This window comes from Xanthomonas sp. NCPPB 901 (genome assembly GCF_056725085.1).
Window position 1 is genome coordinate 622,193 of sequence record NZ_CM161511.1, and the last position, 14,145, is coordinate 636,337.

The 14,145-nt window shown below is 66.7% G+C and carries 15 protein-coding genes; 9 read left to right on the top strand and 6 right to left on the bottom strand.

Annotated features, from left to right (window positions below; all coding sequences use genetic code 11):
- Positions 1–32 precede the first annotated feature (32 nt).
- The 5 genes from AC1PME_RS02630 to AC1PME_RS02650 all read left to right on the top strand — a co-directional run bounded on the left by AC1PME_RS02630 (position 33) and on the right by AC1PME_RS02650 (position 5,820).
- On the top strand, positions 33–737 hold the full coding sequence (locus tag AC1PME_RS02630) for a hypothetical protein (protein WP_481097209.1): 705 nt from the start codon (positions 33–35) through the stop codon (positions 735–737).
- A gap of 87 nt (positions 738–824) precedes the next feature.
- Positions 825–1,661, top strand: coding sequence for a TSCPD domain-containing protein (locus tag AC1PME_RS02635; RefSeq protein WP_481097210.1), 837 nt, complete (start codon positions 825–827; stop codon positions 1,659–1,661).
- A 6-nt stretch (positions 1,662–1,667) separates the two neighbouring features.
- The gene (locus AC1PME_RS02640) at positions 1,668–3,434 is read left to right on the top strand and encodes an ATP-dependent nuclease (protein WP_254460147.1); all 1,767 of its coding nucleotides are present in this window, start codon (positions 1,668–1,670) and stop codon (positions 3,432–3,434) included.
- A 106-nt stretch (positions 3,435–3,540) separates the two neighbouring features.
- Positions 3,541–4,203, top strand: coding sequence for a CPBP family intramembrane glutamic endopeptidase (locus AC1PME_RS02645; RefSeq protein WP_481097211.1), 663 nt, complete (start codon positions 3,541–3,543; stop codon positions 4,201–4,203).
- 414 nt (positions 4,204–4,617) lie between these two features.
- Positions 4,618–5,820, top strand: coding sequence for a sensor domain-containing phosphodiesterase (locus AC1PME_RS02650; RefSeq protein ID WP_481097212.1), 1,203 nt, complete (start codon positions 4,618–4,620; stop codon positions 5,818–5,820).
- Between the two features lie 42 nt (positions 5,821–5,862).
- On the opposite strand, the gene AC1PME_RS02655 is transcribed toward AC1PME_RS02650, so the two are convergent.
- Entirely contained in the window at positions 5,863–6,567 is a 705-nt protein-coding gene (locus AC1PME_RS02655) for an SDR family NAD(P)-dependent oxidoreductase (RefSeq protein ID WP_254460150.1), read from the bottom strand.
- Between the two features lie 180 nt (positions 6,568–6,747).
- On the opposite strand from AC1PME_RS02655, the gene AC1PME_RS02660 reads away from it, so the two are divergent.
- Entirely contained in the window at positions 6,748–7,644 is an 897-nt protein-coding gene (locus AC1PME_RS02660; RefSeq protein ID WP_307548242.1) for a LysR family transcriptional regulator, read from the top strand.
- 130 nt (positions 7,645–7,774) lie between these two features.
- Here the strand turns inward: AC1PME_RS02660 and AC1PME_RS02665 are convergent, their stop codons facing one another.
- A complete protein-coding gene (locus AC1PME_RS02665; RefSeq protein WP_254460152.1) occupies positions 7,775–8,494 on the bottom strand; it encodes a ThuA domain-containing protein in 720 nt (239 codons plus the stop codon).
- 139 nt (positions 8,495–8,633) lie between these two features.
- Here AC1PME_RS02665 and AC1PME_RS02670 point away from each other — a divergent pair, with 139 nt between their 5' ends.
- Together AC1PME_RS02670 and AC1PME_RS02675 are read left to right on the top strand one after the other, a co-directional pair.
- Positions 8,634–9,368 carry a hypothetical protein gene (locus tag AC1PME_RS02670; protein WP_481097213.1) on the top strand — a complete coding sequence of 245 codons (735 nt, stop codon included), beginning with the start codon at positions 8,634–8,636 and terminating at the stop codon, positions 9,366–9,368.
- A gap of 105 nt (positions 9,369–9,473) precedes the next feature.
- Positions 9,474–9,602: a hypothetical protein gene (locus AC1PME_RS02675; RefSeq protein WP_307548246.1), complete on the top strand. Its 129-nt coding sequence runs from the start codon at positions 9,474–9,476 to the stop codon at positions 9,600–9,602.
- Between the two features lie 105 nt (positions 9,603–9,707).
- Here AC1PME_RS02675 and AC1PME_RS02680 read toward each other — a convergent pair whose 3' ends face one another.
- From AC1PME_RS02680 to AC1PME_RS02690, 3 genes are all read right to left on the bottom strand, one after another.
- On the bottom strand, positions 9,708–10,541 hold the full coding sequence (locus AC1PME_RS02680) for a lysophospholipid acyltransferase family protein (protein WP_481097214.1): 834 nt from the start codon (positions 10,539–10,541) through the stop codon (positions 9,708–9,710).
- Between the two features lie 687 nt (positions 10,542–11,228).
- Positions 11,229–11,660, bottom strand: a complete 432-nt coding sequence (locus AC1PME_RS02685) for a hypothetical protein (RefSeq protein WP_254460156.1) — start codon at positions 11,658–11,660, stop codon at positions 11,229–11,231.
- A gap of 164 nt (positions 11,661–11,824) precedes the next feature.
- Positions 11,825–12,031, bottom strand: a complete 207-nt coding sequence (locus AC1PME_RS02690) for a hypothetical protein (RefSeq protein WP_481097215.1) — start codon at positions 12,029–12,031, stop codon at positions 11,825–11,827.
- 74 nt (positions 12,032–12,105) lie between these two features.
- Between AC1PME_RS02690 and AC1PME_RS02695 the strand changes: the two genes are divergently transcribed.
- Positions 12,106–13,227, top strand: a complete 1,122-nt coding sequence (locus AC1PME_RS02695) for an exodeoxyribonuclease III (protein WP_481097216.1) — start codon at positions 12,106–12,108, stop codon at positions 13,225–13,227.
- A gap of 88 nt (positions 13,228–13,315) precedes the next feature.
- On the opposite strand, the gene AC1PME_RS02700 is transcribed toward AC1PME_RS02695, so the two are convergent.
- Positions 13,316–14,134, bottom strand: coding sequence for an HDOD domain-containing protein (locus AC1PME_RS02700; RefSeq protein ID WP_254460159.1), 819 nt, complete (start codon positions 14,132–14,134; stop codon positions 13,316–13,318).
- Positions 14,135–14,145 lie beyond the last annotated feature (11 nt).

The window sequence follows — 14,145 nt, forward strand, 5'->3', positions numbered from 1 at the left end:
TACATAAACACTGACACCCTGAGGAGGGTTTTATGAGCAATGGAAATGGCGTCACGGCGACGCTGACGCAGGTCGCCGAGAACATGAAAGAAACCGCCACCAACGTGGGCGAGACCATCGCCGCCACCGCCAGCGAGGCCGTGGCCAGCGTCAAGCAGACCGCCGAGAACGTGCAGAAGCGCGTGCAGGACCAGGTCGCCAAGACCCGCAAGGTGGTGAAGCAGGCCGAGAAGGCCGTCGCCAAACGCGCCGAGAAGGCCGGCAAGGCGGTCAAGAAGACCGTCGCCAGCGCGCGCAAGAAGCTGGAAGCGGCCAAGGCCAGCGCCCAGGCCGAAGCGGCCTCGCTGACCAAGAGCGGCAAGAAGACCGCCAAGAAGGCGGCGGCGAAGAAGGCGCCGGCGAAGAAGGCCGCCGCCAAGAAAACTGTCGCGAAGAAGGCCGTCGCCAAGAAGGCCCCGGCCAAGAAAGTGACCGCCAAGAAGGCCGCGCCGAAGAAGGCGGTCAAGAAGGTCGCCGCCAAGAAGGCCGTGACCAAGAAGTCGGTGGTCGCCAAGAAGAGCGCGGTGAAGAAGGCCGTGGGCGCGCGCAAGGCCGTGGCCAAGAAGGCCGTGGGCAAGGCCGCCAAGGCGGTCAAGAAGAGCACCGCCAAGGTCGCCAAGAAGAGCGCTGCGGTGAAGAAGACCGCCGTGCGCAAGGCCGCCGGCAAGAAGGCCGCGGCTACCCGCGCCAAGAAGTAAGCCGTCCCGTCGCACCCTCTCTCCCGCGCGCGGGAGAGAGGCCGGGCCCGCGCCCGTCCCGCTCCGCCTTCCAGGAACGCACGCCTCATGGCCATCAAGATCGACCAGAAAATCAAGGGCTACGCCGTCGTCATCCCCGAGGACAAGGCGCGCGACGCCGCCGCGGTGCCCGCCTCGTCGATCGACCGTGCCACCGCCGAGGCCGAAGCGCCGGCGGACAACATCATCCACATGCACGAGCGCATCGAGCGCCCGGACGTGCTGATCGGCAGCACCTACAAGATCAAGTCGCCGTTGGTGGAACACGCCATGTATGTGACCCTCAACGACATCGTGCTCAACGCCGGCACCGAGCACGAACTGCGCCGCCCGTTCGAAATCTTCGTCAACTCCAAGTCCATGGAGCACTTCCAGTGGATCGTGGCGCTGACCCGCATCATGTCCGCCGTGTTCCGCAAGGGCGGCGACGTCACCTTCCTGGTCGACGAGATGAAGGCCGTGTTCGACCCCAAGGGCGGCTACTTCAAGGCCGGCGGCGTGTACATGCCGTCGCTGGTGGCCGAACTGGGCAGCATCGTCGAAGAGCACATGAAGTCGATCGGCCTGCTGCACGACCCGGAAATGAGCGACCACCAGCGCGCGCTGATCGCCGAGAAGCGCAAGCAGTACGAAGAGCGCTCAAAAAAAAACAGTGAAGTAAGCAAGGCAGTTCCTTCTCCTGCGGGAGAAGGTGCCCGAAGGGCGGATGAGGGTACGGCCTCCGGGGACTCCACCGCCGACCACGAAGAGGACATCGCCGTCACCGGCGACGGCGCGAGTTTCCCGCCGTCGGCCACGATGTGTCACAAGTGCAATACCAAGGCGCTGGTGATCATGGATGGGTGTGCTACTTGTTTGAATTGTGGGTATTCGAAGTGCGGTTGAAAATCTATGCCCTCACATCTTACTTCAATTAAATTTTCAAACTACAAAACTTTTCGTGACTACACGATTTCCTTGGGCGGGTTCAACATCCTGGTTGGGCCAAATAACGCAGGGAAATCTACAGTGATAGGCGCGTTGCGTATACTGGGAGAGGGGCTGCGCCGTGCACATTCTAGGAAAGCTGAGTATCTTGATTCGCCAGTATATAGAGGATATGGGTATCGTGTTGATTTGGAGGGTCTATCCATATCCACCGAGAATATATTTACAGACTACGATGATGCGGAGCCCGCAATAGTTGAGTTTGTAATATCGCCGGGAGGGACTATGAGGCTCATATTCCCGGAGTCCGATACTTGTATTTTTGTGGTTGACAATGGGGGTAAAATACCTCAAACGCCTAGCGAATTCAAAAGATGCTTCGATTTCTCATTGAGTTTTGTTCCTGTTCTTGGTCCAGTTGAGCACGATGAGCAATTATTCCGGGAAGAAGCGGCTCGTAGGGCTTTACAAACGCACAGAGCGTCGCGAAATTTTAGGAATATCTGGTTTCACTACCCGGAAAAGTTTTTTGAATTTTCTGAGCTTATTAAGCAAACGTGGCCCGATACAACTATAAGGAAACCCGAGCTCACGCATGGCGAAAGTGGTGCGCGGCTTCACATGTTTTATGAGGAGAAAAGATTTTCTAGGGAGATTTTCTGGTCGGGTTTTGGGTTTCAGGCTTGGTGTCAGATGATTACCTTCATCACCAAGGCAGGTGACGGCTCTTTTCTTGTGATTGATGAGCCAGATGTATATCTTCATTCTGATATACAGCGGCAGCTGATCCAGGTGTTGCGAGATAGGAAAGGTGATTCGCTTATTGCCACTCACTCAACTGAGATGCTTAGTGAGGCTGAGTCTGGTGAAATTATAATAATAGATAGAAAGGTGAAGCGATCAAGGAAGATATCTCGCCCTTTAGATCTTGCTGGGGTTTTTACAGCGCTTGGGTCAGGTTTGAATCCGATACTTACTCAGCTCTCTAAAACTCGGCGTGTGCTATTTGTGGAAGGGGGTGATTTTGACTTGTTGGGTGCTTTTGCAAGAAGGCTAGGGAAAAATTCTTTGGCTAACCAGTCTGGTTTTGCTATTGTTCCTGCATATGGGTTCAATCCTGCGCGCGTGAAGGATTTCTCAGAAGGGATGGAGCAGTCTCTAGGTTTTGAGGTTAAGAAGGCGGTGATATTTGACCGTGATTATAGAATTTTTTCGGAAGTTGAAAAAATTAAAGACGGGGTTTTAAAGTTCTGCTCTCTCTGTTACGTCCACAAAAGGAAAGAGATAGAAAATTATTTGCTTGTGCCTGATGCGATTTCACGTTGTATCCATGCCAAGCTAAAAGATAGAGAGCGGCGCGGAGCTACAGCGAGAAAATTCGATGAGGACGTTGCAGGAATTTTAAATATTGTAATTGAAAATATGAAGCCTGAAATATTTGGGCAGTTTAGTTCAAGAGTTATTGATCAGCTTCGAGAAAGTAATAAATCTTATGATTCTTCTACTCTTCATGCTCAGGCGCATGCCTTGTTTGAAGAGCGATGGAAAGAATTTGACTCTAGATTGGCAATGGCTCCGGGGAAAAAGGTTCTTGCCAAGTTAAATGAAATAATTCAGAGAAAGTATTCTGTTGCCCTGTCTCCAAAAGCAATAATTTCGTCTATGCAAATAGGGGAGGTGCCAGAGGATATTTTTGATCTGATGGTTTCGCTGGAAGATTTCTGTCGATGAGGGATGATTTTCAATTTTAATTTCGATATATTTTCGCGCGTTCCATTGCGTGCATATATAGCCTGCTACGAAGCAATTCTTAATTGGATGGAGCGAGACAGGGAGCGTGAATGCGGGACGTGGGGAGCCATCATGCGGATGGGGCGAGCTGTTGCTGGTGGTGGCGGTGGCGTTCGGGTTGCCGATCTACTCCAGCACGATGGCGGTGTTGGCGCCGACGGTCGAGCCGTCGTTTTCCGACGCGAGTCTGTGGTGGATGGTGTGCCACGAACTGCTGCTGCTGGCGGTGTTGCTGCCGCTGCTGTGGTTCCGCGGCTGGACGCCGCAGACCCTGGGGCTGCAGTGGCAGGTGCGCGATCTCCGCGCGGGGCTGGGATTGCTGGCCGCCTGCGTGCTGGCGACCTACACGTGGCGTCTGCTGAGTGCGGGGGCAGCGGCCGACGCGCCTGCGATCGACGGGATGGTCGCCGGGCGGCTGTCGATCGCGGCGGTGCTGGCGGTCTCGCTGCTCAATCCGGTCTTCGAGGAAGTGTTCGTCTGCGGTTACGTCATCCGGGCGCTCGAGCGGCGGCACAGCCAGGCGTTCGCGGTCAATGTCAGCGTGGCGATCCGCGGGGCGTATCACCTGTACCAGGGGGCCACCGGTGCCATCTGCATCCTGCTGGTGGGGCTGATCCTGGGCTGGTGGGTGGCCAGGACCAGGCGGCTGTGGCCGGCGATCATGGCGCATGGCGCGCTGGATCTGTTGGGGCTGGCGGTCTACGTCTGACGTGCTCGCCGCACCCGCGACCGGCCGGCACGCGTTGCCTCGATCGCGCGCTCCGAGGCCGCTCAACCGGAGCGGCTGCCCCCGCTGGCGAGCGGCGGCCGGCGTTCCACGCCTGGCTTGCCCGCCGCAGGGGGGGGGGGGCAGCTCCTGCGAACGCGCGGTGGCGATGTCCGACGCGGGGCAGCCGCCGTAGACACCTCAGCTATCTGAACGACGGGCGCTTTCGCTGTTGTGTGACACGCCGTACAGTCGGGTGGCATGAACATGTCGCTCGCTGGGCAACAGGACAGATGTCCTGGGATCCAGCGACGTGTGCGCGGGCCCGCGCCGCGGTCGGGGAGGCTGCGGTCGCCGCAACGCTTTCAGGGGAGACGCAGGATGCCGTGGACCGGGGAAGGAGTGGGATCTCATCCGTTGTTCGAGCTGCTGTCCGGCGAGATCAGCGATCGCGAACTGCGCCGCTGCCTGCGCGTGGTGCGCCGGCACCTGGGCATGGACGTGGCGTTCCTGTCGCGCTTCCGCGAGACCGATCGCGTGCTCGACCACGTGGACGCGCCGCCCGGTTGCCCGATCCACGAAGGCCAGATCCTGCCGTTGGCCGACGGCTACTGCATGGGCGTGGTCCGAGGCGATCTGCCACAGCTCATTCCGGATACCTCGCTGGAGCCGGCCGCGCAATGCATCCCGGCGACCTTCTCGATCCCGATCGGCGCGCACATGAGCGTGCCGATCCAGGTCAGTGGCCGGGTGTACGGCACGCTGTGCTGTTTCAGCTTTCTGCCCAGGCACGACCTGGGCCCGCGCGACATCGGCATGCTGCGCGCATTCGCCGAGATTCTTGCGCTGCGCCTGCAAGAAGTGGAGGCGCACAAGCTGGAGCGGCAGGCGATGATCGACGAGATCGACGGCGCAATGGCCGCGGGCGCGCCGCGCATCGTGTTCCAGCCGTTGTTCGCGCTGGACGGCATGCGCCTGCACGGATTCGAGTGCCTGTCGCGTTTCGACATCGCCCCGCAGCGCGGCCCCGACCAGTGGTTCCAGCAGGCCGAGCTGGCCGGCGTCGGCATCCGCCTGGAGCTGCACGTGGTGGCCAAGACGCTGGCCTATCTGCGGCGGTTCCCGCCGACCTACCGGCTCAATCTCAATCTGTCGCCGGAGCTGCTGACGTCCGAGGCGCTGGCGCTGCTGCTGGGGGAGGACATCGACGTGGCGCGCCTGACCCTGGAGATCACCGAGCACGCCATCGTGCGCGACTACCAGGAACTGGCCGATGCGCTGGCGCCGCTGCGCGCGCGCGGCGCGCGCCTGGCGGTGGACGACGCCGGCGCCGGTTATGCCAGCATGCGCCACATCCTGCGGCTGCAGCCGGACGTGATCAAGCTCGACATGAGCATCACCCACTGTATCGACAGCGACCGCACGTGCCGCGCGCTGGCCAAGGGGCTGACCAACTTCGCGCACGAGATCGGCTCGCATGTCGTGGCCGAGGGCGTGGAGACGGCCGAGGAACTGGACACCCTGCGCGCGCTCGGCGTCGATTTCGTGCAGGGCTATTTCCTGTCGCGGCCGCTGCCGGAGCAGGACGCGCTGGCCTTGGTGCAGGCCGAAGGGGCGTAAGCGAGCGTAGCGCGCCGGCGCGTCACTGGCCTGCGGCGGCGTTTACCAGGGCACCACGCGGCCCAGGTAGTCCAGGTAGTGCAGGCCGCCGCGGCCGTGGGCGGCGTCGATGGTGTCGAGCAGGCGCGGGATGCTGTCGTCGATGGACAGGCGCGCGTCCGGTCCGCCCAGGTCAGTGCGCACCCAGCCGGGCGCCATCAGCAGCAGGGTGCGCGCGCTGTCGCGCTGGCGGGCGGCGAAGCTGCGCATCAGCATGTTCAGCGCCGCCTTGCTGCTGCGGTAGATCTCGTGCTGGCCGTTCGTGTTGTTGGCGATGCTGCCTTGCCCGGACGACATCACGCCGATGCTGCCGGTGTCGCGCACCAGGTCGCGCAAGGTCTCGATGGTGCGCATGGGGCTCAGCGTGTTGGTGACCATGACCCGGACGAATTCGTCGGTGGCGACATCGGCGACGGTCTCGCGGTCGTCGTTCTTGACGCCGGCGTTGACGAACAGAAGATCCACGACCTCGCCCTGCAGGCGCGCGCGCAGCGCGGCCAGCTGCGCCGGGACGGTGATGTCGACGCATTCGATGCGCAGCGCCTGCGGATGCGCCGCGGCAAGGCGGTGCAGTGCACTGGGCGCGCCGGCGCGCTCGGTGGCGATGACGCGCCAGCCGCGTCTCAGGTAGCCTTCGGCCATCGCCAGGCCCAGGCCGCGCGAGGCGCCGATCAGCAGGACGGTATTTTGTGCAGGGGCGTGGATCATGGTGGGTCTCCTCGTGGCCGGCGCGGCCTCGGCACGCGGGGTCCGCTGGCGGTCTGCGCACTCTAGGCGCGCGGGTCGCCCAGCGGAACGCGCGTCGGATGCATTGACGCCTTGCGTGGGACGCCTGTGTCCATTCGCCACCGTGGGAAAGCGCGTATGCCGGAACCGGATCTGAATCTGTTGATCGCCCTCGACGCGCTGCTGGCGGAAGCCAGCGTCGCCGGCGCCGCGCGGCGGCTCGGGCTGAGCGCGTCGGCGATGAGCCGGACGCTGACCCGGCTGCGCGAGGCGACCGGCGATGCGCTGCTGGTCCGCGCCGGCGGTGCGATGGTGGCGACACCGCATGCGCTTCAACTGCGCGAGCGCGCCCGCGACGCGGTGGAGGCCGCACGCGCGGTGCTGCGCCCGGCGCCGGCCGCGCTGGATCCGGGGACGTTGCAGCGCACCTTCACCGTGCGCGCCAACGATGCCTTCGTGGAGGCGTTCGCGGCGATGCTGGTCGCCGCGGTGGCCGCGTCGGCGCCGCAGGTGCGCCTGCGGTTCGTCGCCAAGGCGCAGAAGACCGCCGGGCCGCTGCGCGAGGGCTTGGCCGATCTGGAGATCGGGGTGCTGAGCGAAATGGGGCCGGAACTGCGCGTGCAGGGCCTGTTCCGCGATCGCTTCGTCGGCGCGGTGCGCGGCGGCCATCCGCTGGCGCGCGAGGCGCAGGTGAGTGCGCAGCGTTACGTGGCGTTCGGCCACGTGGTGGCCTCGCGGCGCGGGCGGGCGCAGGGACCGGTGGACGACGCGCTGCAGCAGATGGGCCTGGTTCGCCATGTCGCGACCGTGGTGCCCAGCTTTTCCGCCGCGTTGGCGGTCGCGCGCGGCTCGGACCTGATCGCACTGGTGCCGGCCTCGTTCATGGCGGGGCAGCCCGACACGCTGCGCGAGCCCGCACACGTGTTCGCGCTGCCGGTACTCACCGAGGCCATCACCGTGTCGATGTTGTGGCATCCGCGGCTGGAGCACGACGTGGCGCACCGCTGGCTTCGTGCCCTGGTGCTGGCCGAGTTCCGCAGCCGGATGCCGCTGCGCTGATCGGTAGGGGCGGTGGCGGGCGCAGCCAACCCGGGCGAATGCGGGGACGTGCCACGGTCCGTGCGACGGCGTGCGTGGCGCTCGCGCCAGTCAGGCCGGCCGCGCCTGTCGCGCAGCCCGCCGGGACGCTTCAGTCCGCGTCGTCGCGTCCCGCGGCGTAGCGCACGCCCTGGCGCAGCTGCGCCAGGAAGTTCGCATCGGCGTACACCGCCGCGTCGTGGCCCAGGCCGGTGTACCAGGCGCGGCCGCCGTCGAAGGCATGGCGCCAGGCGATGGGATGGTCGGCGCCCATGCTGCCGCCGGCGTACAGGCGTTCGTCCACGGTGGCGACGACCTGCACCTGGCCGCGCGGGTTGTGGCGGAAGTTGTAGAGCTCGTCGCGGATCGGCCACGCCGCGCCGTACGGGCGACCGTCGCGTTCGGGTTGCACCCGGGTGGACTGCAGGCCGGGCGGATGGCTCTGGAACCAGGCGCCGACCAGGCGTCCGTACCACGGCCATTGGTAGCCGGTGTCGGCCGCGGCATGCACGCCGAGGAAGCCGCCGCCGTTGCGCACGAAGCCTTCGAACGCGCGCTGCTGGTCGGCATCGAGGATCTCGCCGGTGGTGCTGGCGAAGGCGACCACGCGATAGCGCGCCAGGTTGTCGGCGGTGAACACGCCGGCGTCCTCGCTGTGGTCCACGGCCAGCCCCTCGGCCTCGCCAAGCTGGCGCAAGGTCGCCACCGCGGTGGGGATGGAGTCGTGGCGGTAGCCGGCGGTCTTGCTGAAGACCAGCATGCGCTCGGGCAGCGGCGCGGCGGCGGCGATGCCGGCGAGCATGCCGGCGAGCGAGAGCAGAAGGCGGGTCATGCGCGGATTGTCGCGCGGAACACGCGCGCAGGCGTGATGCGGCGCAGCGCGCTGCATCCGCCAGCGCATGTGGCGGGACTGGTCTGCCAGCGAGGCGATGCCGCACACTTGCCGGTTCTGATCGAAGCAGGAACAGGCGATGACACGGCGAGACGGATGGAGCGCGATGCTGGTGTGGCTGGTGACGTTCGGTGCGGCGGCGGCCGGCCCGACGCCCGGCGAGTACGCCACCAAGGAAGGCTGGGGCAGCATGCGGGTCACCGAGCAGGGCGGGGCGCGCCAGTTCGACCTGTTGTCGGTCGGCGCCAACGGCCACACCTGTTCGCTGTCGGGCACGCTGCAGGGCGACAAGGCGGAGCTGAACGACGCCGGCGACGTGCCGTGCAGGCTCGCGTTCAAGCCGGTGCAAGGCGGGTTCAACGTGGCCGCGCTGACCGAGGAGAGCTGCCGCGACTACTGCGGCATGCGCGCCAGTTTCGAGGGCGACTACCTGCGGCTGCCGGCCGGCTGCACCGCCGCGGCCAGCAGCCGGCGGCGCGAGGCGTATCTGCAGGACTATCGCGGCAAGCGCTACGCGCAGGCGCTGGCCGGCATGCAGGCGTTCGAAGGCGAGTGCGGCGGTTTCCTCAACTGGCTGGACCGGGATCGCTTCGCCAACGACCGCGCCATCACCTTGCTGCGCCTGGGCCGGCCGCAGGAGTGCCTGGCGGCGCTGGACGGCACCATGGCCGGCCGCAGCCGCGACGAGGCCTCGTTCCAGGCGCAACTGGACACGCAGAGCGCCATGCTGCCGCCCAGCGACTGGGACGCCTACCTGCCCATCGCCAAGTCCACCTGGTTCAACCGCAAGCTGTGCGAGGCGGCCAGGCACTGAGCGGGCGTCGCCACGGGGGCGGCATGCACGCGTTGCTCCTTCTGCCGCCGCGCGGCAGGCGGAGCGCGACGCGGCGCGATGGTCTTTGCCGAACCAGCGACCGGCATGAGGCGCGCAACGGGCGCCGCCGCGCTGGCGCCCACCGGGCGGTCCGTCGGTGGCCGTGACGCGCGTGGCGTCGCCTGCCTGCGCCGCGATGCCGAGACCTGGCCGGCGCTGGGCGCGATGGAGTGACGCAAGCAGGACGCGGTGGTGCGCTTGTCGGAGCCGCTGGCGCCGGACACCACGCCCTGATGCGCCGTCGGGCCTTGCCGGTGCGCGCCGGCGCGTGCCGCCGTCCTAGGCCGCAGCGGCATCCGTCGGCGCGACCGGCAGCGCAGAGGCCACGATGCCGTGCAACTGCGCGGCCAGCGCCTTGCGGTCGCTGCCCGGCGCCACCGCGATCGGTGCGTGGAAGGTCACCCTGACCACGGCACCGGACAGGCGCAGGAAATGCGCGACGTGCGCGCCGGCCTGCATCTCGCCGTAGAAGGCATACGCGTCGCGATCGCCGCCCTGCGCCAGCGGCTGCCCATCGACGCTGCGCACCTCCAGCGTGAACGGTTGCAGGCTCCAGTGCCGCGCGCCCGGCTCGGTGCCGAGGAACAGCGAGAACAGGCTGGACTTGAACGGCGCCACCCGTGCGCCGGAGGACGTGGTGCCTTCGGCGAACAGCACCACGTCATGTTCCGGACGCAGTTGCGCGGCTACGGCGGCGGCCACTGCCGCGGCGTCCTGGCGGCGCCGGCTGATGAACACGGTCTGCGCCAGCGCGCCGATGTGGCGCATGCCGGGCCAGCGCTCCATGTCGTTCTTGGCGATGAAGCGTGCGCGCAGCAGGCTGCCCAGCACCACGATGTCGAAGTGGGAGATGTGGTTGCCGACGAACAGCGTCCCGCCGGTGTCGCGTGGCGTGCCCACGACCTCGACGCGGATGCCCAGGGCGCGCCGCAGGCAGCCGAACCACAGTCGCGGCAGTACGAACGCGCCGCGGCCGCGGGTGAAGCGCATCAGCAGCCACTGCGGCGGGATCAGCAGCACGCTGGCGACCAGGCAGATGGCGACGCGGACGATGGTGCGCAGGCGGCCGACGAGGGGAGTTGCAGCGGGGCGGGACGAAGCGGCGGCGGGCATGGGCGGGGGCGAGCGAGGAGACAGTGGGCACGCGCGGCGCGCGCGGGGCGATGGTAGCCGAGACCTGCCTGCTTCGGCAGCGATGCAAGCGGCCGTCCGCGACTCCCGGCGACGGCGCTGCCATTGTTCGCAGCGCAACCGGCTCTGTTGCAGATGCGCTGGGCATGTGCCGACAGGTCGCATCGCGGCGCGCGAAGATCAGGCGTATGCCGATTGGTCTTGGTTGCGGTCAGCACAAACATGGCATCGCACGCCGGCATCGCGCTGGCAGGTGCAGGTCCGTCCACCAACCCAAGGAGTCCATGCCATGTCGTATCCCGTCTGGAAGAAGATCCGTGCCGAACACCTCGACGATCCGACCAACTGGGAGCGGACGTACACCCGCTACCTGCACAACCCTGCGGCCGAAACCAATTCAAGGTCGACATCGTCGCCGCGGCCGCGACGGAAACGAACGATAACAACCCGCAGCACTACCGGCTGTCCTACGGCCCCAGCTCCAATACGCAACCCAGCGACGCGCGTGCGATCTGACACGCGCTGCGTGAGCCGCGAGGAGGCGTTGCCGATAACGCCCGTCGTGGCTGAAACCGCTCGTCTCAGGCAAGACGCGCCCTTGTCGCAGCGTGGCAACAGCGAGCGAAGCGAGGCGACCTGAAGCAGTGCCGGTGGGAGCGCTTTGCAGGGTCAGGGCGCGCCGTTGGCCTGCGTGCAGTCCGTCCTCTGCGCGGCGGTGAACGAGGTCAGCGTCCATGCACGCGCGGACGGTTCCTCGACGGCGTAGACCCACGATTGCCGCAGGCCGTCGAGGCAACTGGCGATGGCGATGCTGTCGCCTGTGGTGCCCTGGTCGGGCAGTGGCAGGGCTTCGGGCGCCTGGGTCGGAACGCCGTGCAGCGCCCGTGCGTAGGTCAGCACCAGGGGGCCGAGCCGCTGCAGGTTCTGGGCCTGGGCGGGGCCGGCTTGCGACGGCCGGTGCTGCGCCAGCCAGTCGCGCACCTGTCGCCATTCGGGCGTGCCTGCGGCGTATTCGCTGGTGCTGGACACGTGCAAGCGCTCCGGCACGTCCGGCGCGGCGTGCGCGGCCAGCGGCAGCAGGGCGAGCAGCAGCGGTCGCATGACCCGTGGTGCCTGGTGGGCACGCGTCTGCCGGTTTCCGACAGCATTCCCGTCGCGCCTGCGCATCCGCCCGCTCCCTGCTGGTTGCCGAAGGCGCGACGATAGCACCATCGGTGGCCACGCCTGCCCGCATGGTGCGGGCGTAGCGCTTGCCTCGCTTGCGCTCAGCGCTTGCCGGGGCGATCGGCCAATGAGGCCTGCAAGGCGGTGGCCAAGGCGGCGTCGCCGCTGACCAGCGCGCTCCAGCGCAGTTCCAGGCCTTTGCGCCGGCCCTTTTCGGTGAGCTTCAGGCCGTCCGGGTCCACGGTCAGGGTGAAGCGCGTGCCGTCGATGTCCAGTTCGCGGCGCAAGGGCTTGTCGAGCGGGGTCATGCGCCGGCTCCGGTTTTCACGATGCGGCGAGGGTAGCGGGGCGAAGGTGACGGCAGGTTCTGCAGGTGCGCCGGATGAAGACGCTCAAGATCGCCACCTACAACGTCAACGGCATCCGCAGCCGCTTGCCGCACCTGCTGCAATGGCTGCAGCGCGAGGCGCCGGACATCGTCGGGCTGCAGGAACTCAAAAGCGTGGACGCCGGCTTCCCGCTCGCCGCGCTGCATGCCGCCGGCTACGGCGCGGTGTGGATGGGCCAGTCCGGCTGGAACGGCGTGGCACTGCTGGCCAAGGGCTGCGATCCGGTCGAGAGCCGGCGCGGCCTGCCCGGCGATCCGCGCGACACCCAGAGCCGCTACATCGAGGCGATGGCGCACGGCGTGCTGGTCGGCTGCCTGTACCTGCCCAACGGCAATCCGCGCCCAGGGCCGAAGTTCGACTACAAGCTGGACTGGTTCGCACGGCTGCAGCGGCATGCGCAGCAGTTGGTGGCGTTGCCGCATCCGGTGGCCCTGATCGGCGACTTCAACGTGGTGCCCACCGATGCGGACATCTACAACACGGCCTCGTGGCGGCGCGATGCGCTGCTGCAGCCGGAGAGCCGCCAGGCCTATGCCGGACTGCTGGCGCAGGGCTGGACCGACAGCCTGCGCCAGGTGCACGGCGCGCGCCGCGTGTACACGTTCTGGGACTATTTCCGCCAGCACTGGCAGCGCGATGCCGGGCTGCGCATCGACCACCTGCTGCTGAATCCGCCGCTGGCCGCGCGCCTGCACGACGCCGGCGTGGACCGCTGGGTGCGCGACCTGCCGCATGCCAGCGACCACGCGCCGACCTGGGTCGCGCTGCGTGCATCGCCGGCCCGCGCTGCGGCTGCGGCGTCGGCCAAGCCGCGGCGCGGTGACGCTGGGAGCAAGACCCAGGGCGGCAAGGCGAACAAGACCCCACGCACATCCGCCTCTGGCGCGACGTCGCTGGCGAAGAAGAGCGCCGCGCGGATCAAGGGCAAGACCACGGCCAGGACCGCGGCGAAATCGACGACGTCAACGCAGGCCGCGAAGAAGACACGTGCGAAGGCGACAACTGCAAAGACGCAGAAAGCGCGCAAACCGCGCGATGCGGCCGCGGTGCCGACGACGACCGCGCGCGCCGGCCGGAAACCATCCCTTCTCCCACCGGGAGAAGGGGGCGCGTAGCGCCGGATGAGGGTACGGCGAAGCGGGGGAGGCGCAGATTCCGTGGCGGTTGCCGCGCGGCGTGGCCGACGCGGCAGCACGTCTTCCCTTACTTCAGCATCTCGGTGAAGGCGCGATCGGCCTCGATCACGGCGGGCAGCGCGGCGAACAGCGCGTCCAGGTCCACGTCGTCCATCAGCGGGCCGGTCACCGCCTGCCGCGCCTGCGCGTTGGCGCCGCCGTGGCGCTCCAGCGCGTCGGCGACCAGGGCGGCCTGGGCGACCACCTTCGGCATCGGCTCGTCTTCCGCGGCCTGCAGCGGCCGCGCCTGGAAGGCGATGGCGGTCTGGATCACCTGCGGCAGGTGCCAGCGCCGCGCCAGTTCGGCGCCCACTTCCGGGTAGCCGAAGCCCAGTTGCACGGTCTCGTCGGCGGCGCGGCCGCTGGAGGAGGCGTCCGGGTGCAGTTGCGCGGCATAGTCGGGCGCGCCGGTCTGGATCAGCAGTTCGCCGATGTTGTGCATCATGCCGCAGGTGAAAGCGGTCTCCGCGTCCAGGCCCTTCTGCCGCGCCAGCAGCCGGCACACGCCGGCCACTTCGAAGCTGTGCAGCCAGAACGCGCGCAGGTCGAAATGCGCCGGCGCATGGAACGCGCCGGTCACCGAGGACGCCAGCACCAGGGTGCGCAAGGTGTTGAAGCCCAGGCGCAACGCCGCGTCTTCCACGGTGGTGGAATCGCGCGCGCCGCGGAAGCGCGCCGAATTGGCCAGCCGCAGCACCTTGGCCGCGATCACCGGGTCCCGCTCGATGTTGCGCGCCACCGCGTCCAGGCTGGTGCCCGGCGCATCGAACTGCAGGATCAGGTCCTGCGCCACCTGGGGAATGGTCGGCAGGGTGTGCAACTGGTCGAACAGCGCCTCTAGCTTCATGGGGACCCTCG